This is a genomic window from Legionella steigerwaltii (assembly GCF_001468065.1).
GTDB classification, from domain to species: Bacteria; Pseudomonadota; Gammaproteobacteria; order Legionellales; family Legionellaceae; genus Legionella; species Legionella steigerwaltii.
This window is the reverse complement of sequence record NZ_LNYZ01000015.1, coordinates 1-21,923: the sequence shown is the minus strand read 5'-3', so window position 1 is coordinate 21,923 and position 21,923 is coordinate 1. Positions and strand designations below refer to the sequence as shown.

Genomic DNA, 21,923 nt, shown 5'->3' with positions numbered 1-21,923 from the left:
ATGACAAAAGCTTCTGTAAAAAAGGATATCAATGCTTCTGCAGATAAGGTATGGCAGATTATTGGTGATTTTGAACAAGTACACCATTGGGTGGAAGATGTCGCGGCAATAGAAATTGTCGGTTCAGGTATAGGGTGTCTTCGCAAACTGCACGTTGATGACCATACGATGGTTGAGGAACAATTACTTAAGTTGGATGATCGCAACAGAATAATCAGTTATGGCTCAGTGAACACAGAGCTGCCTTTTGAAGATTATATCGCAACTATAGAAGTACATAAACTCGATATTACTCATTGTTATGTTACCTGGGTGAGTACTTTTACCCCCGTTGGCATGACTGATGAGGAGGCAGTAAAACTATTAGAAGAGAACTATTCAAGATATTTAGCCCGCGCAGAACAGTTGGCTCAACAAAATATTTTACGATGGCTTTCAAACAGCGAAACCTTATTTGTAAACTTTGATATGCCCCTTCTTGCTTTCTGTCAATTACAGGGGAAAATGACTCGAGAAATCATTCATCATGCCTTTAAAGCATTATTGGTTCAATATCCTGTTTTAGATTGTCTTATCTTAGGTAGAAAAGATAATTATTTTTTTGTGAAAAGAACAAACTCCAATCACATTCCCATTCAACTTATTGAGCACGTAGCCTCACGCGCTAAACGTCAAACTATTATTGAGGAAGTACTCAATAGCCCACTCAATCGAGAAGAGGCTTTATTTGAAGTGATTTTGTTACTCCCCGATACAGTGCAAAACATAACTGAAAAAACTGAATTTGAACTTATTATTAAATTCCATCATGCGATTGTTGACGTCCATGCTTGTGTGTTACTACTTAAGAATCTGTTTACCTCATGCAACTTACTTATTCAGGATAGCACTATAAACAGCCCTAAGAATCCTAAAATTGAGGTAACACCGCCTATAGAAAGTTATATTCCACCAGATATTAAACGCTTAAATAAACAAGACCTCCTTAAAGCATTGCAGCAAACGGAATCTGCCTATAATCCAAAGACTCTACCTATTCAATCGCCTAATGTGCCTCAATCCACTTTAAAATGTGATGTATTTGTTTTGGAATTATCTAAAGAACAAACAGAATTAATCATTAATCATTGCAAGCAAAATGGTGCAACGGTGCAAGGCGCACTGTGCGCCGGGCATTTACTAACGATTCGTAAAACCATAAATGACAGTAAGGAGCAATTTATGATTGCGTGCCGCTCTGTGATTGATTTAAGAAGTTTAGTAAACCCTCCCATTGACCCACAAAGCGTATCAGCAACCACTACCGGATTTATTGGATATTATAAAGTAAGTCCTGATGATTCATTCTGGGATCTTGCTAAAGAAGTAGTCGCTAGCATTCAAGAGAACATTCAAACAAATACAGTGTTTAAAAATTTGCTCATACACAAAGAAACCATTGAGAAAATGGATCGTCCTGTTGCTATTACTGTATCCAATGCAGGTAGAATCGATTTGCCCCAATCGTTTGGAAATCTTAAGTTAATTAACGTCAATTTTAATACATCCATTTTTATGCCTGCGCCTCATCTTGTTGTAACAACCATGGAGAATAAGATGAGTTTGAATTATCTTTATACTAAGCCATGGTTGAGTACAGAACAAATTAGAACATTAGCCAAACAGTCTCTTGATTGTATTTTATCGGTATAAGATCCCTCACCCCTGCCCCTCTCCCACAAGTGGGAGAGGGGATTTCGTTTTTTAACTTAATGATGATGCTCCTCTCCCTGCTACCATTATATAAAGTTCCCTTCTCCCATAGGGAGAAGGTGCCCGCTAGGGCGGATGAGGAGTTTCAACACTACTTCATATAATCAACCGGTTGTGGAAAGCTTATGAAATTTTTAGTCAATTGCTTTCTTTTTGTTGATTTGGATTAGCGTTTTGACACCACTCGCTTGACTTAGGATGTTCCTCACCATTGCTCTGGGCTACACTGCATAGTTGCTTTGTGCTTTTATTAAAAAATTGAAAAAGCACATTGGAAAATGATAAATCATCTGATTAACTTCTAAATCCTACAAGGTGTTTGACAGACTATAAACAGACTTATCCACAGAAAATGTGAATAACTTAAATGGAATTATTAGAGACTTAAAATGAAATAAAGCAGACCCTGTAAGGGCTTTTTAGAAGCAATTGATTACTGGGGTACTATTGGGTTGAAATAAAGTATCCACAGACTTGGATATTTGAAAAGAAATTAGACGTAGCTATCTTATACAAATTAAAAATAAAAAAACAGTCTTGACTCGAACTATTTTTCTTCTTTATTTTTTATGCGCAAAATTAGCTCAACCAATCAGAAAACAAAATAAAAATGCAGTTCCCTCTCCTCTGTAAATTATCTCTTAATAATCATTAGGCACCGGGAAAGATGGAGAACAAATAGTTAACAAATCTTCAGGTTGTTTCGCCAGATAAGTTGGATGATGCTTTAATAAAGTTTTCTCTGAATTGTAACCCCAAGTCACAGCAATTGACTGAATATTATTTCTCTTTGCCGCCTCAATATCCCGGGTTTCATCACCTATATAAAACACTTTGTTTTTATCAATTTTGTATTTCTTTAGCGTCTTTTTCAGTAAATGGCGTTTAGAAAAACAATTCGATTCATCATGGATAAAATTAAAAAAATGGTGAATTTGATGCGTGTCCAGCCATATGTGGACATTTTCAACCGAATTGGAGGTCAAGATACCGAGAGAGTATCCTGACTTATAAAAGGTCTCTAATATTGAGGGAATATTAGAAACCGGTTTCATATGTACCATTTGTTCATGCAAAAGATGCCTGATTTGTCGGATTAAAGAAGGTATTTTATAAAAAGAGATCCCTAAAAAATTGATTAACTCCCTTGATGAAAGGTCACGAAGATGTTCAATTTCATGCTCCTTAATCTTTCTGAAGTTGAATTGTTCAGCCAATAAATTGGTTTTTTCAATGACGCAGTCATAACTATCTACTAGCGTACCATCAAAATCAAAAAGTAAGTGCATGAGTAATATGTCCTGAGTCCTGGAGCGATATATTCTAAGTCCAACATGGTATAATAGATCTAATCATATCCGTTAGGCAAACTTGCGGGATCAGGCCCTGTCTTTTTATGTTGAGAAAAAACAAGCGTAGATGAGTCTTTCTACGCTTGTTTGCAAATCACACTGAGGGTGGTGCAGCAATCCCTATGAATACTACCATTCCATCACCACCGGGATTAAAGTAATTATCACTAAAAGGAAGTGGTTTCCAATTATTTGCAGCCCAGATATTTCCTGCTTGATCTGAAATTGCATGAGTGAGGCGCATTAAAGGATTAAAACTTGGGGGGCCGCCTGCACCATTAAGCGGTGTGCCATCTGCAAGCAACACTTGGCTCCCGGCACTAGGTAAGGTATATCCAGTGGAGGGAGATATTGCATCACCTGTAGTTAGGCCTGTTGGACACTTGGCTGTGTTAATGCCACAAAGTTTAGAAATTGAAAATTGAGGAGGTAAGCCATTACCCTCAAAATTGGCGACCCAAATATTATCATCACCATCAACAGTAACCCCCCAAGGTCCAGACACACCACCTTGGCCGCTATATGCAACAAAAGTTCCATTGGGAGCAATTTTATAGATTGTGGAGTCATTTACAGATGCCACCCAAGCATTACCTTGCGAATCTAAAGAAACCTCCCTTGTTGAACTACCGGCTGGTAATTGAACGTCTAAAGTTTTGATGAGTTGGTTTCCGGAAATCACATATTTATTAATAACCGAACCTGGGTTGCCCGCAGAAGTTTTGCTATTACTCACCCAGGCAGAACCATCTTGAGCAATGGCTATATCAAAAGGCCCACTATTTGTAGGCTCTTGATAATAAATCGCTGAATTCGGGTCTCCGTTTAAATAAACAACAACCCTGTCGTTACCATAACTGGCCATCCAAATATTATTATTTTTATCTGAAACGGTACCTTGAACTCTATATAAAGCCGATATATAGCCTAGAGGACCTGAAATTGGAATGCCCGTTGCAGAAAACTGAGAAACACTCCCCTCTCCTCCCGGAGGCAAACAGGTGTCACAACTCCCCCATCCAAAATTGCCTGTCCATATAGAGCCTCGTGTATCAATAGTAATTCCAAAAGCATTCCCTAAAAGACCACCACCAAATAGTGGAGATGTGGGGGTATTATTTATTCCGTCCGCAGGTTGGCCGTTGGGCTTTAAAACAATAAGCCAGTTCGATGAATTGGGAGTGCCTTGAATCACATTATTCGTTATCCAAACATAACCGTTCTTATCAAAAACAGTTTTAGCAGGTCCGCCAAAAGGAGCCGCAGAACTACCGGAATTATTAAATTTTACCGCTAAAGTCCACGCGTCGGGTTTAAGTTGTAACGAAGGTTGATACGTAGAAAATTGATTCGATTGAACATAAATACCTAATACATTATTTGCTGGATTATGCGCTATATTTAACAATGCATCTAAGGTATTTGTCGGTGCAAAACCATTGATTGTTGTTAATCCAAAAAGAACAGTACATGCACCTGGCGAATTTTGAACACACGTTGCAATTAAATTAGATAAGTTATTGAGGGATCGCATTGTATTTGTTTGATCTGCATTGGGTGATGCAGTAATCACCTGTGATAAAGTACCTTGAATCGGTGAAACTAAATTATCATTCATACCTGAGGCAATTTTTAATCCTAATGATGGACCAATAATTTGCCCATTATTAAAAAATTGTGCCATTGAAAAAGCCGCGCCTACAGTCGTCAATTCGTTAATCGTAATCGCTGGAAGAAGATTTTTACCTATTATAGTCACCAGCTTGGTGTTATTACCCTGGCGTGCAACTGCATAAAATGAAGATGTTTGGGGTATTTGTTCTGGAGGAATATAAATAAAAAATTGTCCAGAACCATTGGTTGTCGCATTAGCAATCGGTATTGCAGACGTTGAACTGGCACTGTAAATTGTGACATTTGCATTCGCAAGTGGAATTGCAGAAACATTCCCTGATTGCACCACTCCTTTTATTGTAGGTTCGAAGGCCCTAACATTTAAGGGTTCATTCGTCCCTGCGCATGCTGGAACATTAGGACTACAAACAAAAAGATGATTATGGGGATTAGGATCATGTGGATTAACAGCACCCGAAACCCTAAGTTCCAATGTGCAGCTCCCACCAGGTAATAAGGTAAAATTTGCACCACATAAATCAGGATAATTTGTATCGGTAAGTACTTGGGTTACGTTTGGAGGTAAATATTTAACAAATCCGCCAGGTAGAGTACGACGAGTAGCATTAATAACAGTATACAATGCTGTTGCAGTATTCCCTAAAACAAGTTGAGTAGGTAACACGGTTCCTGCTTTGGGTATGACATTGTAAGCAACCCCATAGCTCATGGTGCTTAACGAAGTTGCACCAATAAACAGAAATAAAGAGGACATCCTTTTATTCTTTTTCATTTTTTCCTATTTCCTAAATTAAATAGCTTACTTGTACTATGCCTTCCTGCATATAAAAATGCGGTAGTGTCAAAGTACTTGTAAAAGGCATTACATCAAGCATTCCCTCATCCAAACTCACTTCACCTAAGCCTACATAACGGTACCCTACCCCTAAGCGCCAGTTTTTACATAGATCCACATCAACACCTACACCAAGACTATAAGCGAAATTCGTTGTTTTATGGTCCTCAAATTCTGGAGTAAAAGTGAGAAAAGGCGGAACACTTGTTTGATAATTTGAAGTATTATTAAACGCTGCTCCTAGGCCTAAAGAGACATAGGGATGAAAAATTTTTTCAGCAGAATGTAACAACTTTCCTTCAAAAAAGAGTTGGCTACTTTTTATTTTATAATTGTAGGTGAACTCGTCAGCTGATTGCTCATCAACCCCTTGCATTAAAATACCACTACTGGAAAAATTATTAGGTCTATAAAAACCAATACCCAGTTGCAAAGCCCATTGTGAATGAACTGGAACTTCAGTCCCAATAGACCCTCCCCATAACATCCGATTTGAATGGGTATGCTTGGGCGTATATTGGTATGTTGTGAAATCACCATCCATATTTAAAGTTTGTGCATGTCCTGTCTTGGCGACAGCAACGCCACCTGAGAGGGTAAAAAAGGGATGGAACCAACTTAAGCTTCTTAGATTCGATTGGGGAGTTATTACAGCAGGATCAGCATACCCTACGTTTGCAGTCATCATCACTGAACTAAAAATTATAAAAAAAGAACGTATGGAAAAAGATGGTGAAAAACAATCCGCTTTTGTTCGTTTATGCATAAAATATTCTTCCTTTTCTCCCTTCAATAAAAGGGTATTTAAGATCCTTTCTGACTAAGTCGATTAAGTAATCATTTTAGTTTGCCACAAGATAGCTGATTTCGTTCTTTTTCTCAATGACAGAGAACCTGAATCAAGCTATTCTAACTCAGGCTCAGCTTTGACGATCAAAAAATGATTTGTTTTAAAAAAGAGCTGTTGCTTATCTACAGTTTTATTTAAAAGGAATTAATATGACACTTAAATCAGTTTTAATCGCTACTGTTCTCATTATTTCATCTTCAGTGCATGCAGCTAATTTATTTCAATTGACTCACAAGTCTTTGACAATTAATCAGTGCCCCGTTACCGCTACAGGAAATACATTCGATCTTGCCTTGCTTAACTCTGGCTATTTTGTTGTATCAAGTGGCAAAAAAGACAATGAACTACTGTTTACTCGTTTTGGCAAACTGTTCTTAGACGCTGATAATTACCTTCGCACAGAATGGGGCGACTACCTACTGGGAATGACCAAAAAATCAGATCCCAAACATTTAAGCAAAATCAAAATTCCCACAAAAAATTTAGCGCCTAAAGCTACCAGCAAAATAAAAATTGGAGCTAATCTTCCTGCTTCGACAATCGAGGGTGATGACTATATAGCTAGCATAATGGTCTTTGATTCCCTATCTAAGACGCACGAATTAACGATTAAATTAACACGAATTGAAGTCGGCTTGTGGAAGGCTCGAGTATTTGTTGGCAAAGTAGCACTGGATGAAGGTACATTACAGTTCAATACATCCGGTACACTAATTAAGCAACAGGGATTACGCCATGTTCAATGGCCAACTGACTACGGTATTCAAGAATTAAAAATTGATTTTAAAGAGAGTACTCAATATGCAATCCCATTTTCTGTATTTTTTATGAATCAAGATGGCTATGGTGTGGGCCTGTTTGAGGCAGTTATGGTTACAATAAATGGCGAGCTTGATTTGCTATACAGTAATGGGCAATCTAAACTATTGAAAAATCATATCGCCGTCGCCTTGTTTACCAACCCAAGCTATTTAGAGAATATTATAAACCATTTATATAGACCCACTGAAAAATCAGGTCTACCAAGATTTCATTGGAGAAATAGTGAGCATGCTGTATTAAGTGGCTATCTTGAAGAAGAGCCCTGTCTTACAAATTAGACTTTTGTTTGTTTTCTGACATGCACTGTTTGAGAAAACAATACTTATTCTTTAAAGGGTAAAGAAATGGATCCGATCACGCATGCAGTTTTGGGGGCTGCCTGTTCTCAAGCAATTTTGTACAGGCAGGACAAGCACAATGCCTGGCTTGTAGGTGGCTTGTCAGCAATGGCACCTGATTTGGATATATTCATTCGTGAGTCAGGCAATCCAATGCTGTTTTTCCTCTATCACCGTTACTTTACCCATTCCCTAATTTTTATCCCAATAGGCGCGCTAATCATTACTTTAATCTTATTAATTTTTAAACGCTTTCAAACCCATTGGAAATTTACTTTCTTAGCCGCGTTGATCGGTTACTCAACTCATGGCATGTTAGATGCCTGTACTAATTATGGAACCGTTTTATTTTGGCCATTTTCAGATACTCGAGTAAGTTGGGATATTGTTTCGATTGTTGACCCTTTTATAACGATCCCCTTGCTTTTAGGAATTATCTCAGCCTTGGTCTTTAATAAAAGACAGCCCATCTTTATTGCTTTAGCGCTAGTAAGTTTATTTATTCTATTTAATATAGTTCAACATCATCGCGCAATGACAGCGTTTCGTGGTGAGCTTGCCCAACTAGGGGTAAATACAAAGAAGGTACGTGTGTTTCCTAAATTACTTAGTTCAACACGATGGAGAGGAATTGCATTAAATAAAAATCACCTAGATATCATTAATGTTTTAACCCCACTTTTTAATGAATCAAGCAGCCAATTTGTGACAAGTTATCCTGCTTTTTCTTACACGGAATTGCCTGATTATGTAAAAAATTCATCTTCATTATTGAGTGATTTTAATATTTTTAACTGGTTTGCTGATAGCTATCTCATTACCGTGCATAATAAACCGCTATTGCTCGCTGATGGACGGTTTCTAGCAGACAATAATGCTACGACAGCATTGTGGAGTATCCAATTTTTACCTACTCAACCGCATGTGAATATATTTTATTTATTGCGCGTAGATAATGACAAACCCAATTCTTTATGACCGTGTCTTAGATTCGCTGAATTTGTTTAAAACCCCTGATCAGTTATAATTAAAAAATCCTGGAATACTCAGATCAGTTTCCATTTTATTAACTCGATAAAACTTATGTTCCATATTGCCCTTTACCAACCTGAAATCCCTCCCAATACGGGAAATATCATTCGATTATGCGCCAACACTGGAGCAAAACTTCATCTAATACATCCTCTTGGATTTTCATTGCAGGAAAAAGCGTTAAGGCGGGCGGGCTTGGATTATCACGAGTGGGCTTCTATTGCTCAATATGAAAATTGGGAAAAATTTATTCAACAACACCATCAAAAAACTATTTATACGTTCAGCGCTCGCGCTAAAAAGTGCTATTCACAGGTTCAATATACCGCAGATGACCTATTTTTATTCGGTCCAGAATCTAGCGGGTTGCCTCAAGAAATATTACAGAAATACACGCCTCTCTCTATCCCTATGCGTGAGAATAATCGAAGTTTAAATCTTTCAAATGCTGTTGCCGTCATTTTATATGAGGCATGGAGGCAATTAGGTTTTAACTGATAACAACGAACTTCAAAAGCTAGTAACTATTTATAAAATACAGCTACTAGCACCAACGACTCATTTCATTTTTGGGAAAGTAGAATAATCTTTATCAAAATTTTCCTCTCTTGTGGCAAGCTCCTGCTCGCTACATTCCAGACATTTTCCACAACAACAACGAATCGTTCGGGAAACAACAAGAGGCGTTGTTCCTCCTGCCCCCATACCTAAACAAGAAGTTAAGAGACAAGACCAAGGAGTAAAACAGGAAACCAGAATGCCTCCAATTAAACCGAAAGTACAACAGCATCCTACCGCAATTTTTTCATCTGGGGTGATGCATGATTTTTTAAGTGGAAAATTCCATAAATGATTTAATTCATTTCTTCTAGCTTGAACAGACTCTTTAAGTTCTGTAATTGCTTTTTCTTCGTTTTCTCGCTTTTCTCGAGCAAGTTCAGCATTTTTCCTTTGCAGCTCACCTAAAAATTGGATACGTATTTCTGGGTAAGTCCCTTCATATTCTTTATTACATATTTTAATATGGATTTGCTTTGGATACTTATTAACAAGATCTCTGAATGTTGAATTGGTCATCGCGAAATGATTTAGCGACTTCACATCAAGAAAAAACATAATCAGGTACATCAGGTCATCAGGAACTTGAGAAAAACTTCCTTTTGGTGTCGTAATTTGTTGTACTTCTTTTTTTTTAAACACGATTCCCCCATTAAAAACGGTTGAAAAATGGAATGTCGTTTCCAGTTAAGTGGATATTATCCAAAAATATTTAATATTCAAGTGGTTATTTTATCCCCTATTGATTAAGATTTTTGTTGAATAAATAGTTAGGAATGTACTTTAGGAATGTACTTATTTTTTCTATGGTTCATTTTTATTCTGAAACTCATTGAACGCATATTCTATAAATTGAAATTGTATTCATTTCTATTGACAATAAAATCGAGAGCCTGTATATTCATTTAATGGATAATTTATGGATTCAAATTCATATGCGCCGATTTTTAAGCCTATTAATACTGGCAATATGCTTTTTTCTATTGTCATGCAAATCAAAAAACAACGAGAACAACTTGCATTTTGCAACATCAGCAGAGTATCCACCTTTTGAATACAGCGACCATGGTGAAATTAAAGGTTTTGATATTGATTTGGCAAAACTCCTTGCAAATGAGCTTGGGAAAGAAGCCGTTTTTGATAATATGCAATTCAGCACTGTTCTCCCAGCAATAAGTTCCGGACAAGATGATATTGCCATAGCAACAATCACAATTACCGATGCAAGAAAAGTCAATTTTGACTTCTCTAATCCCTATTACTTCGAAGGTATGGCCTCGGTATATCATTCCAATCAACCCATCACAACGCCAAGCCAACTTAAAGGAAAACGAGTAGCGGTACAACTTGGTAGTACGATGGAGATATGGTTACGAGAAAAATACCCTCAAGTGGAAATCACTGCATTGGATAATAATAATCAAGCGATTGAAGCCTTACTTGCGGATCATGTTGATGTCGTTTTAATGGATGGCGCTCAAGGTAAAATCTATAGCAAAAAACATGCGGAACTGTCTTATTCAGTAATTGCCAAGGCAGATTATGGATATGCTTTAGCACTGAAAAAAGGCTCTCCATTGACAACTAAGATTAATCAGGCATTGCAAAAACTCAAAGCAAATGGAGACATTCAAAAACTAGAAAATCGCTGGTTAAAGGATTCATTATGAGTAACCAATTACTGACATAAAGATGAATACAAAATCGCATAAAAGCAAGCAGGTTTCTGGGTACAGAAACCATAGAAAAATATCCATGTACTGATTTAACAAAGGAGGCTCAACATGTCACCTCACACTCCCGTTCAGAACACTTTAGTTGAAGAAACTAATTCTCAACCAATTAACGAAATAACAACCAATACATTTGTAATTAATCTACAACAGGCACTATTTGGCCTTGAAACTGGTACACCTCAGGGCAAAACACCTAATACCGAATCAACAAATGGAATTAAGGCATCTTCCCCTCAAAAAACCAAGCACTTTCTGACTGGAACTGAATTAAGTGCAGAAGAATTGAAGTATGTATTGGAGAGAGCAAAAGCACTGAAACAAACGCCCTCTTTCTACAGTCAGGCTCTAGCTCATAAAAGCCTTGCCATGATTTTTGAAAAACCGTCGTTCCGAACCCGCTTAAGTTTTGCAATGGCAATTCAAAGCATGGGAGGAATAGCTATTGAAAGTGTAAGCAATACTAGAAAGCAGGAAACTCCAGCGGATATGGCAAGGGTACTAAATGGTTATGCGAATTTTATTATGGTGAGAACTCATGCGGATGAGATTTTGCAAGAGATGGCTGCTTATGCCAAAGTCCCTGTAATCAATGGCCTTTCAGCCTTACATCATCCATGCCAGATTCTAGCGGATTTATTAAGCCTATGGGAGCAATTTGGTTCCTTAGAGGGACTAACCATTGCATATATTGGTGATGGGAATAATATTTTGCACAGTTTGATGCTGCTAGCACCCCAGTTAGGAGTAACAATTAATTACTGTTGCCCTGCCTCCCATCAGCCTAATGCTGCAATTGTCCAACAGGCACAGAGCCTTAAGAAGAATATGATTTATCATTTTTCTAAACCTGAAGATGCTGTTAAAAATGCTGATGCAGTCTACACTGACGTTTGGACCAGCATGGGCTTTGAAGGTCAGGAAAATAATGAGGCTTTCCAGGGATTCCAGGTCAATGAAACTTTAATGACCTATGCGAAACCAGAAGCAGTATTTATGCATTGCATGCCTATGGAACGAGGAAAAGAAGTATCTGAGACCTTGCCTGACAGTCCTGCTTCAATCATCTTCACTCAAAGTGAAAACAGAATGCATGTACAGAAGGCGTTGCTCTTATTTTTAAATTTATAAATAATGGTTTTTCACTTACGCGAACGTCTGCGTGCTCTTATATGTACTGCCTTCATTGTAAATCTTTCCGGCATTTTATATAGTTATATAGGATTATTATTGATAGGCTTAACAGATTTGCTTCTTTGCTTATCATATCAGAATTGAGCTACCTGAAAAGGCAGATCAGCTCAAACAAACTTTCATCAAATTGCCCTTTATTTGAAATTAGTTAAAACCAAAGCCATAAGTTATAGGTCTGTATACAATTCGGTAGCTTGAGCCAAAATGCTGCGATTTTTGCGCACCGAAACGCAGCGTACACGAAGTATATGAGTATAGAGCACATAAATCGCAGCATTTTGGCCACGATAGTAGAATTGAAACAGCCCCTAATATTCATTCAATATCTGGAGAATTTAAATGTCTGGCCCTTATAATACCCAAATCATAGTGAATGTATTTCGCTCCATTGCCCACCTTGTATCGCTACATCCAGAATTATTAAAAACCCAAGGAGTTTTTCGAGTTGCAGGAGCAAAAGAAGATACAGAAAAGTTACTTGAGCAGCTTATTAGTGAATACTTTGATGTGAATATTCTAATTCACTATGTGATGGAAGATAATAAAGTATATAGTGAACATCTCCATAACATTTTAGGAATGATACCCGCTGTTTTTAAAAACAGTCCGATATTAGACTCTAAAGATAGTCTACTTATCAACTTCTCTAAAAAGTTAAAGTTATTACTAAATTCTCAACAGGAAAAAGATATTACCAATGCGGCAAATCAATTATTCGATAAGTTCATTCATGAACTTTTGCTTTCAAAGCGAGTCGATCATCAACGTGCAGGAGAAATTATTTATCATTACTGTTACTTAATGCATCAGGCCGGCATATTCCAAGATACTAACCTCATGACCTACCATAATCTCGCTATTATTATGGCACCTCGGTTGACTCAAGATTTAGGCCTCTTTCCCGCATCAGATCTTTTAGGTTTAAGTGGATTTTTAAGTCAATTGACGTCTGTATTAGAAAATTACATCACCGATGAAAACTGGAATAAAGATTTTAAAGAGCGCCATGCTGATAAATTGGAGCATTTATCAAAAACCAGTCATTCAATACGTGAACAACTGGAACATATGAGAGAATCCTCTAGAGCAGTGGTACTTGTTTCCATGAAAAACTTGACAATGCAAGCATCAAAACTCAAAGACGAAATCGATACTATAGAGAAACAACTGCAAGATGATCCCAAGAGAAAAGTGAAAAAGGCATTAACGAAACAACTGCGCCGATTAAAAGAAGAGCAAAACGAACTCAACTTGAAGGTTTCTGAATTGAGCCAAAAAATTCCAACATTGAATCGAGGATATCAAAAAATACAAGAAGAAATCGATCTCGTATCGCTTTCAGAAAGTGAAGAAAAACCAGCAAAAAACAATCGTGGAAAGCAAGAGCGTTGTATAAGTCTGGCTCAATTTAGCATTTTTGAATCGGAAAGAAGTCCTTCTACACCTACTTCTTTATCTCCCCTTCCAGAAGCAGTGGAAATATTTGCAGTGCAAGAGGGAGCTGATTACGACGATCCACAAGAGCATTGTTTAGGTGGCCCCCAGTAGACTCTTCTTTTGGTCTCTCAAGCGTTACTTCGATCGCTTGGGAGAGTCTTTCGCGCTTGAAACTATTCGAACAATTGATACACGCGTTTTCCATTTCTTGATGGTTAAATTAGATAACAATTTATTCCTTAATAAATTCTTAATAAATTTGATTTACTATACATCGTGCCTCACACGAGGTACGTGAAGGATATTGAATTATTTATATTTTTATTTATTCTTCATTGGTTGCCAAATTGGCATCTCTGAGTATTATTTAACCAAAAGGAAATCATATATGCGTAAATTATTGGTGTCGTGTTTGTTTGTTCTATTTGCAATGTCCTATACAACTCTTGCTAACAGTTATGGTGTTCACGAAGACCACCCATATGATTTTGTAGTTACAAAAGATGTTTATAAATTTTCAGAAGTTTATCAAATTAAATCCCCCCAAAAAGAAACATATCCTGGATCAATAAAAAAGAGCGCATTTCGTATCCGTACAAACTATGATTTATCTAATAAAGATGGATGGCAAGCCACAGGTATTACACGAATCATTTCTTTAGGTTCTTTATATGTTTGGGCTAAAGAGATTGATATTTATGACACTCGTGGTGTGCAAATTGGGTTTATTGATGGAAATTTAGCAACACTTGAATCTGCAAAATTCACTATTTATGACTATGATGAGGCAGGGAAAGCGACTGAAATTGGTTTTGCCTATGCAAATCCAAGCTTTGACCGATTCGTCATTTTAGCATCTACAAACAATCCTCATCCGATTGCCGAACTCAATCGAAATTTTAGCGATAAAACATGGAATGTTTCTGTTCACTATCCTGAAAAAATTGATGATCGCATTGTTCGAATTTTTGCAGGTTTTGTGATTGATTATGAAGATAAATTTTTAGCACCACCAGAAGAATCAGATGATGATGAATTCATAAATCAAGCAACAAATTAAAAGATTATTCTAGTATGGGTTGGGTCAAAATGACTCAACCTTCTAGTTGATTACAACTCCGGTAATAACATCACTTCTATTTCATTTTCTTCTTTTATCGAGTCTTTCGTGATCTTCATCTGACTCATCTGATGGACGTTCGTGCTTTTTAGATGGAATTGATACTGATGGCTCCTTTGTACTACTTTTACTCTGAAAAAATTCCATCCAATTTGAATAAAACCCTGGTTTTTGCGGAGAGGACACTTTTATGCGAACACTTGGCCCCCATATGGACCCTATATAGCGACTATCAGATAACATTGCAAATTCATCTAAGGTAAACGGGGTATTACCACCTACTTCTCCATAACTTTCAGCCTTCTTAGAAAAATGCTCCATACAACGTTCATATATATTTCCATTCGGAATATCAAGCTGAGAATAATGAGTCTTATGCATCCTTGCCATTTTTTCTTTAGAGCGTAATACCATTTCATATGCAGCTTTGTAATGACTATCCAGCAAATAGGTTTGGAGATTAGGTAATTTAAGCTCTTTACCAAAACATAACAATAGAGAGTTTAAAACAAAAGGAGAACGACAACTAAAACTAAATTGTTTTGAATCTAATGGATCATTAGAAGCGCGTTGGGAATCCTCTACAGAATCCAATACCATTTCCCAAAGACTTTGACCATTTTTTGTTTTTACTGAAACTAATATTTCTAGTAATTGAACAAAATTCAATTTTTTTCCTGTACTAAGATTTAAGTCAATAACACCTTTTTCTATTGCATGTGCAAATGCTTCAAGCAATAATCGATGTGAATAAGAACCATGTAATAACACGCGATCAATTTGCTTATTTTCATTAAAGAGTTGACCACTTGAGACTACACGGTCAGCTATCATGCTACTAACAAAACCAATAAATTTAACCATATAACCATTTTTATTCACATCACGTGAGTTCTCACGTTTTAACAATAAATCGCTCAATATCCCTGCTTTTTTTAAAGGTTGATAGGAATCTGGTGGTGCCCCAGGGATAAAGTTTCCTCTTCCAGCGATCAAATAAGAAGGAAAATAGCCTTCGTGAGATGGAAAACTTCCTTGCATTGACTTTCCCAATTCATCATCTAAATCTTTAAGATGCTCTGCCACTTTCAATGGATCATAAGCAAAATTTATTAATTGATTGGCAATGTTTGCTATCTCATCAGCGGATATATGTTCTAATAGATGTTCTGGGATATTTAAATCATCCACCTTGACCATTGGCGGCGGGGTTTTCGATGCTTGAATAGTGATTTGTTCTTGTTCCATCTGAAAATCTGGCTCTACCGCACACTTATCAAAAAAATCCACACTTCGATACTCTGCATCTTGAGTTAATTTTTTTACTGATCTGGTCACAGTGATACCGTTTGAATTGATATCAGGTGAATATTTCTCATCAAAAGACATCATGACCTCGTCTTGTATTAATTAATAATCATATTAAGTATAGAACATGGTCATATAATGTTCAGAAACTATCTCAAAAATAGAAACTCAATTATTTGTTCGGTATTTTTAATGGTGTAGAAAGAGGGCTACTATGATTGCTATCGAGTATGGAAAATTGTGCGTTATTTGGACTAAAAAAAAGCAACCCATTATCCTTTTCTAAAGTAACATGCAGTTTTTCATTCAATGGTTGTGACTCTTCCAACTCGAGAAGGTGTTGAGATTGCCTCCTGAATTGATCCTGAATTTGATTTAAAATGGTTACAAGCTCCCTTTGCAAAAACCCAGGAAGACTCTCGAATAGTCTACATAATTTATTAACGATTATTTTCTTTGTGCCCAATTGGGTTACAAACCACGATTCACTGGCCACAGTTAAAAATAAAATATAATTTTCTTGAAGTTTCCGTAAATTAGTTATGTGACACCCCATTTTTTCGTCATAGAGCATCTCATATGCTTCGGTTAAAGCCTGATTCATTTGCACCCAAAGCTTAGCATTTCTCATGACAAGCTCTACGATCATACTGGAGTTTATAAACTCCATTTCATTGAGACAAATTCTTACAAGCTGTGCTCCCGACATTGAGAAAAGAATATTTTGCAGCTCTCTTAAAAATAAATTACGCGCTCGATTAAAATCATCCAAGTACATTCTTAAAGCATCAAATAATAAATGAATAGCAGATCCCTTACACAATGTTGTTGTGTTTTGAGTACTTTGCAGCACCCTAATGGTCACCATCGCATTAAAACTTGAAGTTAATACCGATTCAACGAGTTTCCAATAAGTGTTTTTGCAAGAGATTCTTTGCTCTGTATGAGAAAAATAAGGTTTTAAATCCATTCCTAAAGTAAACTGGTTACGTAAAAAACAACTCAGTGGATGAGGTAATGTGCTTTTACCATCAAAGGGATTAGGAAGGTCCCCATAGTCTAATAATTGATCGAATTGCTCTGCTTGACGCAATAAACATTCCATAAAAAAATTGTATTGTTTCGCTAGTTGAACACGATCAATGCTATTAAAATCAAAAATAGTTCGTCCATCAGGTGAAGAAAATATATTTAGCCAAATATTCATTTGTTGATCAAAAAGAATAGCGTTATTGACGGGTAGGCTAATGACTGTCGGTAAACTTTCTAGATATATAGCTGGTAAATCTGAATTCGCTGCAGCAATTGGGAAATCCTGTAGAACGGTCATTTTTTTTAATCGGCTAGATAAAATCACTGCAAAATCTTGTGAAAATTGATTATTCGCTTCACCAAAATTGATGTTTATGAAAGACTCCATACCTAAATATTGCGCTAATTCTTTTTTAGTCTTGGTATCGAGTAGATCAACTGGAAGTTGTCTTAAAACCGAATTAACCATGTCAACAAATAATGATTCATCCACGCGTTTTTGTAATAGACACGCCTGCTCTGCAATAGCTGGGAATAGTCCTTTGATTTTTTTGTAATTTAGGAAATACCCTTTAGTGTATCCTTTAGGATTAAACAATCCTTGATACTCTAAAGGATGTAAAAGATTTTCATTATTTTTTTTATAGCCGAAGTAACGAAATGCAGCACCCCAGTCAATACGAGCAAATTGAATAAACAGCATCCCAAGCGCAGTAGCAACATCCAAACAGACTACATTGCCACTGTGCACACTGTGATCCCCAAAAAGCAAAGAGTACATTAATACAATAGCAAGACCAAAGTAGTGTTTTAATTGGGTCAGTACTACGTAGGACTCAGGACCATGAATTATTTCTGTTAAGGGATCGCGATCGGAACCGTCGCTATAACCTGTACCAATAATTTTATACAGCTCTGTAAATAGAGTCATAGGCTGGATCAGTCCATAACTTCCATCTTCAAATTGAATCAGTTGAGCACAAATAAAGGATGCATGATATATTTTGTCAATCAATTGACGACGTATAAACTCTTGAAGTAACAAACCAGCAAACAATTCGGTGAACAATTCTTTTGGGTCTTTAGGTTTTTTTATGAAATATTCCACTCCATCAGGATCACGATAAAAACCATCGACTTCGCTTTGATTTTTCCCACCATTCTTGTTTTTAAATTTAATTAATAGCTTACCATTATAAATTATCATCACTGACTCAAACACACATTCCTTTACACACTATTTTTATCATTTATTAACCGTTTGAGAAAGTTTTATAACACTTTGATGTAAAACTAAATGGACTCTTAATCATTTGAACCAAGCTCAGCTTGGTATTTCATGAAACAACTTATCTTTCCATATGCTGATCTGAAGCATGTTCCATTATTAAATCAAGTATTAATAATTTATCTATAATAAATAGTATAAAATTGTTATGAGAAACTTATGGCTCGTGAAAAAGTTAATAGAGGAAAAACTCCAGGCAAGGTAGGATTTTTCGGCCCGGTAGAGAGTGGAAAGACACAACTTTTACGTGCGTTAAGTAATCAACAGTTTGATCCGAACTATGAACATACAACTGTGGGCCTCTCATTTTTATCAGTACCATCAAATGAAGAAGGTCTTGATCTTCAACTGGCTGATGTATCAGGCAACCCTAATCAGAGTCAATTACCTGGGTATATTAAGGGATTCTCTGACATAAGCGTCATTTGCATCGATCAAAGCAATCCAAGATCATTAGAACAAGCTAGAGACTATGCAAAAAAAATTCGAGAAGTATCTGGTGAGCAGGCTCAAATTATAATTGCTGTTACTAAAGCAGATAAAGAAAGTAACATTTCAAAGGAAGAAATTGAACAGTTCAAAACAGAGTTTCATATTACATCTGAGACAATTACAACAAGTGCTAAAACAGGAGATGGAATTAAGCAATTGCAAGATACCCTTAGCAAAGCAGCGTTAGAGGAAAATATAAGTGCTGGAAAAACGGAGGAAATAACTCCTGGAAAGCCTAAAGAAATAATCCCCGAGCAACTTGAAGCTGAACCTAAAAAGAAAAAGAAAGTGGCGCTTGTTGATGTTGATGGGTGCCTTCTGCAAAATGGCGAGCTTAATCAAGATCTGGTAAAACGACTACAAGAGGGTAATTACGATGAAATTGTTTTATTTACTCAAAGAAGTAAATTAGTTCAGTCAATGAGCTTACCTAAAAAAATAATGGCCGAGGATAGGCTTAAAAGCACAGCTGACGCCGTTTCAGCACTCTCAGAAGCATTAAATAGGCCAATTAAAGTGTCTACTTCAGTAGATACGATGCTTGGTGGCCAATTAGCGTATTTTGATCAACTCGCATCATTTGAGGAACGATTCCTTCAATTGAAGTTAGCCGAAGATAAAGGACCTCTTTCAGCTGAGGACAAGAAGTTAAAAGAAGATTTAGAGAAAGAAATCGAACAGGAAAAAGCTGCTATATTAAAGTATAAAGAGGAGCATCCTAAATATAAATCATCAGATAAAGATTTTTATCCAGTTGATAAGCTAAGACAATTAAAACACTTGCGAAAAGAGTTGACTAAAGATGGCTCTGAATTAGAGGAAGATTATTTTGATGATGCTTACCCAAATCTGGAAAATCTTAAAAAATTAGAGCAGAAACCGAATCGTTTTTTGGTACTACCAGGCCAAATTGTTCCTTTTGATGAGGTTCAAGAAAAACTTAGTCAGAGAAATGCCGAAATAGAACAACTAAAAACTGAATATGAAGAATTAATTCAACATAAGTTAAAAATTGATTTGTCCCAAATGCAACCTGAACAAATTAAAGACTTGGAAGAACCCGGTAAAACAGCCGTTACTCATTTAAATAAATTGAAGCAGATAAAAAACTGGATTGATCGTGATAGTGTTAAACAAAATTTTGGAAAAGCCTTAGATACAGCCGAACATAACGCGCCAACTGTTCAAAATATTAAGCAAGAGTTAAGAATGATAAACATTCAATTTGCTTATCATCATGCAACTCTGGAACATTCTAGACCGCATAAATTGGGGGTCACGGCAGAAACCATTGGTGATGATGATTTCAAAGAGCGATATCAACATCTGAAAGGAGACATGTTAAAGACTCAAATCTTATTAAATTTCAAAGCTAAAATTGACGAATATAACTCCGCCGAAGAAATTGATAAATTCCTAAAAAAATATAAAGATACTAATGAATATACCATTCTGAAAACAGGTCAAGGAGCATTTACCCAAAAAGCTCATGCGTTAGGTTTAGAAAACTGGAGCTTGTTTAAAACAAGTTCAGTGAAAGCGTTAGAAAAAATTGTTGAGGATGCCAAGGAAGAAATTGCCCTAAGAAATAAGAATTCAATATCATAAATTATCCTTACACGCCCCATCTGCATAAAAGTATGGAAAATTAAACTCAATCACCGATAATATTTAATCACAGTTTAAAGATTTTTAGACCGAGACTTAAAAAGAATTTTCACAGAAGTACTTAATATGATTACTAAAGAAAAATGGGATAAGTTAGCCGAGTTAATGGCGAAACTTCAAATAAACGAAACCGATCTCATCGAAAAATTTATTGTAGGCAGTGGCAAAGGAGGACAAAAGTTGCATAAAACTGCCTCCACGGTTTATTTGAAGCATATTCCTTCAGGTTTGGAAATAAAATGTCAGGAATCAAGGAGCCGTGAGGACAATCGATATTTTGCAAGAATACGGCTTTGTGAAAAATTACATTCAATAGTGAGTGATGAGAAAACAAAAGAACAACAAAAAATTGAAAAATTAAAACGGCAAAAGAAAAGACGCTCAAGGCGCGCCAAACAAAAGATTTTGGATGAAAAATCCAGACAAGGCGAGCTCAAAATGCTAAGAAAAAAACCTGACGCACACGAATAAAATCGATTTAGAGTGAAAGAAAAATGAGGGAACAGAATACCCCCAAAATTACCATTTTATTTCGTGAGGTACACCTTCAACTATTTGAGTTTTAGGCCTTTCTATTTTCTTTGAAATTTCTTGATTTTTAATTAAAAACTTCAGATTCTCGTCTATTACTTGGTGTTTTTTTTCAAAATTATCATGTTGCCCCTGATAGCTACCGAGTAGCTCATTAAGTTTACTGTCATAGACATCCTTTAATACAGATAAAACTTTATCATGAGCTTTGGCATCATCTGATTTTCCTTTAAAAAAAGCTAAACCTCCCTGAGGTGCAAAATCTTTAGGAGTTCGAAGATGCCCCTCTTTAATTTGTATGTATAAATCATTAAGTTGCGTCATTGCAATTAAAGGATTTTCATTGAGCGTTTTCATCAATTTCTTTTTAAATGTTTTAGGGCGCTCTAAAATAGAATTTGTTTCAGACCCATGAAGAAACGCTGCTGCGGAAGAAATATTTGTATGGGCTCCTGCTTTTATCAGTTTTACAGATAAATGATAAAAACGTTTTGATAAAGCAATATCTAACATTGTCTTTCCATGCCTATCTTCTGCATTTAAATCTACTCGTTCCTTTAAAAGATAATCACTTAATTCCATAAATTTGATTTCATCTTCTTTTGAGTACCGGAGCACTTCTTCAAGTCCTTGATGAAATGGATTCCTTCCCTCAGGATTTCTATGATGAAATAAAGTGAGATCCCTCAATGCAATTTCGTGTACGATAGGCAAACTACTCCGCGGTACTGCATGATGCAAAATGTTATTTCCATCTATATCTATGACGTCAACTTTTGCTCCCATTTCCAATAAAAGTCGTGTCGCTTTGACATCTTTCAGTGCAACTGCATTGTATAACGGAGGACATTGATTTGCATTTGGTTTATTATTACCCTGGCGTCTAAAAGTTATTGATTTTATGTGATATTCTACGCGCTTTTGACTAAATCAATTTGTTGAGATG

At 36.3% G+C, this 21,923-nt stretch carries 17 protein-coding genes; 10 read left to right on the top strand and 7 right to left on the bottom strand.

Going from position 1 to position 21,923, the window contains the following annotated elements:
- Entirely contained in the window at window positions 1-1,692 is a 1,692-nt protein-coding gene (locus Lstg_RS11400; protein ID WP_058477811.1) for a phthiocerol/phthiodiolone dimycocerosyl transferase family protein, read from the top strand.
- 701 nt (window positions 1,693-2,393) lie between these two features.
- Here the strand turns inward: Lstg_RS11400 and Lstg_RS11395 are convergent.
- The 3 genes from Lstg_RS11395 to Lstg_RS11385 all read right to left on the bottom strand — a co-directional run bounded on the left by Lstg_RS11395 (window position 2,394) and on the right by Lstg_RS11385 (window position 6,340).
- Window positions 2,394-3,041, bottom strand: coding sequence for an HAD-IA family hydrolase (locus Lstg_RS11395; protein ID WP_058477810.1), 648 nt, complete (start codon window positions 3,039-3,041; stop codon window positions 2,394-2,396).
- Between the two features lie 157 nt (window positions 3,042-3,198).
- A complete protein-coding gene (locus tag Lstg_RS11390; RefSeq protein WP_058477809.1) occupies window positions 3,199-5,511 on the bottom strand; it encodes an NHL repeat-containing protein in 2,313 nt (770 codons plus the stop codon).
- Window positions 5,512-5,524: 13 nt separating this feature from the next.
- Entirely contained in the window at window positions 5,525-6,340 is an 816-nt protein-coding gene (locus tag Lstg_RS11385) for an outer membrane beta-barrel protein (protein ID WP_058477808.1), read from the bottom strand.
- Between the two features lie 233 nt (window positions 6,341-6,573).
- On the opposite strand from Lstg_RS11385, the gene Lstg_RS11380 reads away from it, so the two are divergent.
- The 3 genes from Lstg_RS11380 to Lstg_RS11370 all read left to right on the top strand — a co-directional run bounded on the left by Lstg_RS11380 (window position 6,574) and on the right by Lstg_RS11370 (window position 9,114).
- Window positions 6,574-7,524: a flagellar hook-basal body complex protein gene (locus Lstg_RS11380; protein WP_058477807.1), complete on the top strand. Its 951-nt coding sequence runs from the start codon at window positions 6,574-6,576 to the stop codon at window positions 7,522-7,524.
- Between the two features lie 66 nt (window positions 7,525-7,590).
- Entirely contained in the window at window positions 7,591-8,562 is a 972-nt protein-coding gene (locus Lstg_RS11375; RefSeq protein ID WP_058477806.1) for a metal-dependent hydrolase, read from the top strand.
- A 105-nt stretch (window positions 8,563-8,667) separates the two neighbouring features.
- Window positions 8,668-9,114: a tRNA (cytidine(34)-2'-O)-methyltransferase gene (locus tag Lstg_RS11370; RefSeq protein ID WP_058477805.1), complete on the top strand. Its 447-nt coding sequence runs from the start codon at window positions 8,668-8,670 to the stop codon at window positions 9,112-9,114.
- A gap of 60 nt (window positions 9,115-9,174) precedes the next feature.
- Here the strand turns inward: Lstg_RS11370 and Lstg_RS11365 are convergent, their stop codons facing one another.
- Window positions 9,175-9,816, bottom strand: coding sequence for an F-box protein (locus tag Lstg_RS11365; RefSeq protein WP_058477804.1), 642 nt, complete (start codon window positions 9,814-9,816; stop codon window positions 9,175-9,177).
- 293 nt (window positions 9,817-10,109) lie between these two features.
- On the opposite strand from Lstg_RS11365, the gene Lstg_RS11360 reads away from it, so the two are divergent.
- The 4 genes from Lstg_RS11360 (at window position 10,110) to Lstg_RS11345 (ending at window position 14,598) form a co-directional block, all read left to right on the top strand.
- Window positions 10,110-10,844 carry a substrate-binding periplasmic protein gene (locus tag Lstg_RS11360; protein WP_058477803.1) on the top strand — a complete coding sequence of 245 codons (735 nt, stop codon included), beginning with the start codon at window positions 10,110-10,112 and terminating at the stop codon, window positions 10,842-10,844.
- 114 nt (window positions 10,845-10,958) lie between these two features.
- Complete coding sequence (gene argF, locus Lstg_RS11355; protein WP_058477802.1) at window positions 10,959-12,038, top strand: ornithine carbamoyltransferase; 1,080 nt, start codon at window positions 10,959-10,961, stop codon at window positions 12,036-12,038.
- A gap of 402 nt (window positions 12,039-12,440) precedes the next feature.
- Complete coding sequence (locus tag Lstg_RS11350; RefSeq protein WP_058477801.1) at window positions 12,441-13,649, top strand: RhoGAP domain-containing protein; 1,209 nt, start codon at window positions 12,441-12,443, stop codon at window positions 13,647-13,649.
- A gap of 277 nt (window positions 13,650-13,926) precedes the next feature.
- The gene (locus Lstg_RS11345) at window positions 13,927-14,598 is read left to right on the top strand and encodes a hypothetical protein (protein WP_058477800.1); all 672 of its coding nucleotides are present in this window, start codon (window positions 13,927-13,929) and stop codon (window positions 14,596-14,598) included.
- A gap of 81 nt (window positions 14,599-14,679) precedes the next feature.
- Here Lstg_RS11345 and Lstg_RS11340 read toward each other — a convergent pair whose 3' ends face one another.
- Entirely contained in the window at window positions 14,680-16,050 is a 1,371-nt protein-coding gene (locus Lstg_RS11340; protein WP_133129206.1) for a hypothetical protein, read from the bottom strand.
- Window positions 16,051-16,138: 88 nt separating this feature from the next.
- Window positions 16,139-18,205 (bottom strand): LepB GTPase-activating domain-containing protein, encoded by a 2,067-nt coding sequence (locus Lstg_RS11335; protein WP_058477798.1) that lies wholly within the window; start codon window positions 18,203-18,205, stop codon window positions 16,139-16,141.
- Window positions 18,206-18,445: 240 nt separating this feature from the next.
- Between Lstg_RS11335 and Lstg_RS11330 the strand changes: the two genes are divergently transcribed.
- Window positions 18,446-20,386, top strand: coding sequence for an ADP-ribosylation factor-like protein (locus Lstg_RS11330; RefSeq protein WP_058477797.1), 1,941 nt, complete (start codon window positions 18,446-18,448; stop codon window positions 20,384-20,386).
- Window positions 20,387-20,512: 126 nt separating this feature from the next.
- Complete coding sequence (locus Lstg_RS11325) at window positions 20,513-20,917, top strand: peptide chain release factor family protein (RefSeq protein WP_058477796.1); 405 nt, start codon at window positions 20,513-20,515, stop codon at window positions 20,915-20,917.
- Window positions 20,918-20,965: 48 nt separating this feature from the next.
- Here the strand turns inward: Lstg_RS11325 and Lstg_RS11320 are convergent, their stop codons facing one another.
- Entirely contained in the window at window positions 20,966-21,763 is a 798-nt protein-coding gene (locus Lstg_RS11320) for an ankyrin repeat domain-containing protein (RefSeq protein WP_058477795.1), read from the bottom strand.
- Window positions 21,764-21,923 lie beyond the last annotated feature (160 nt).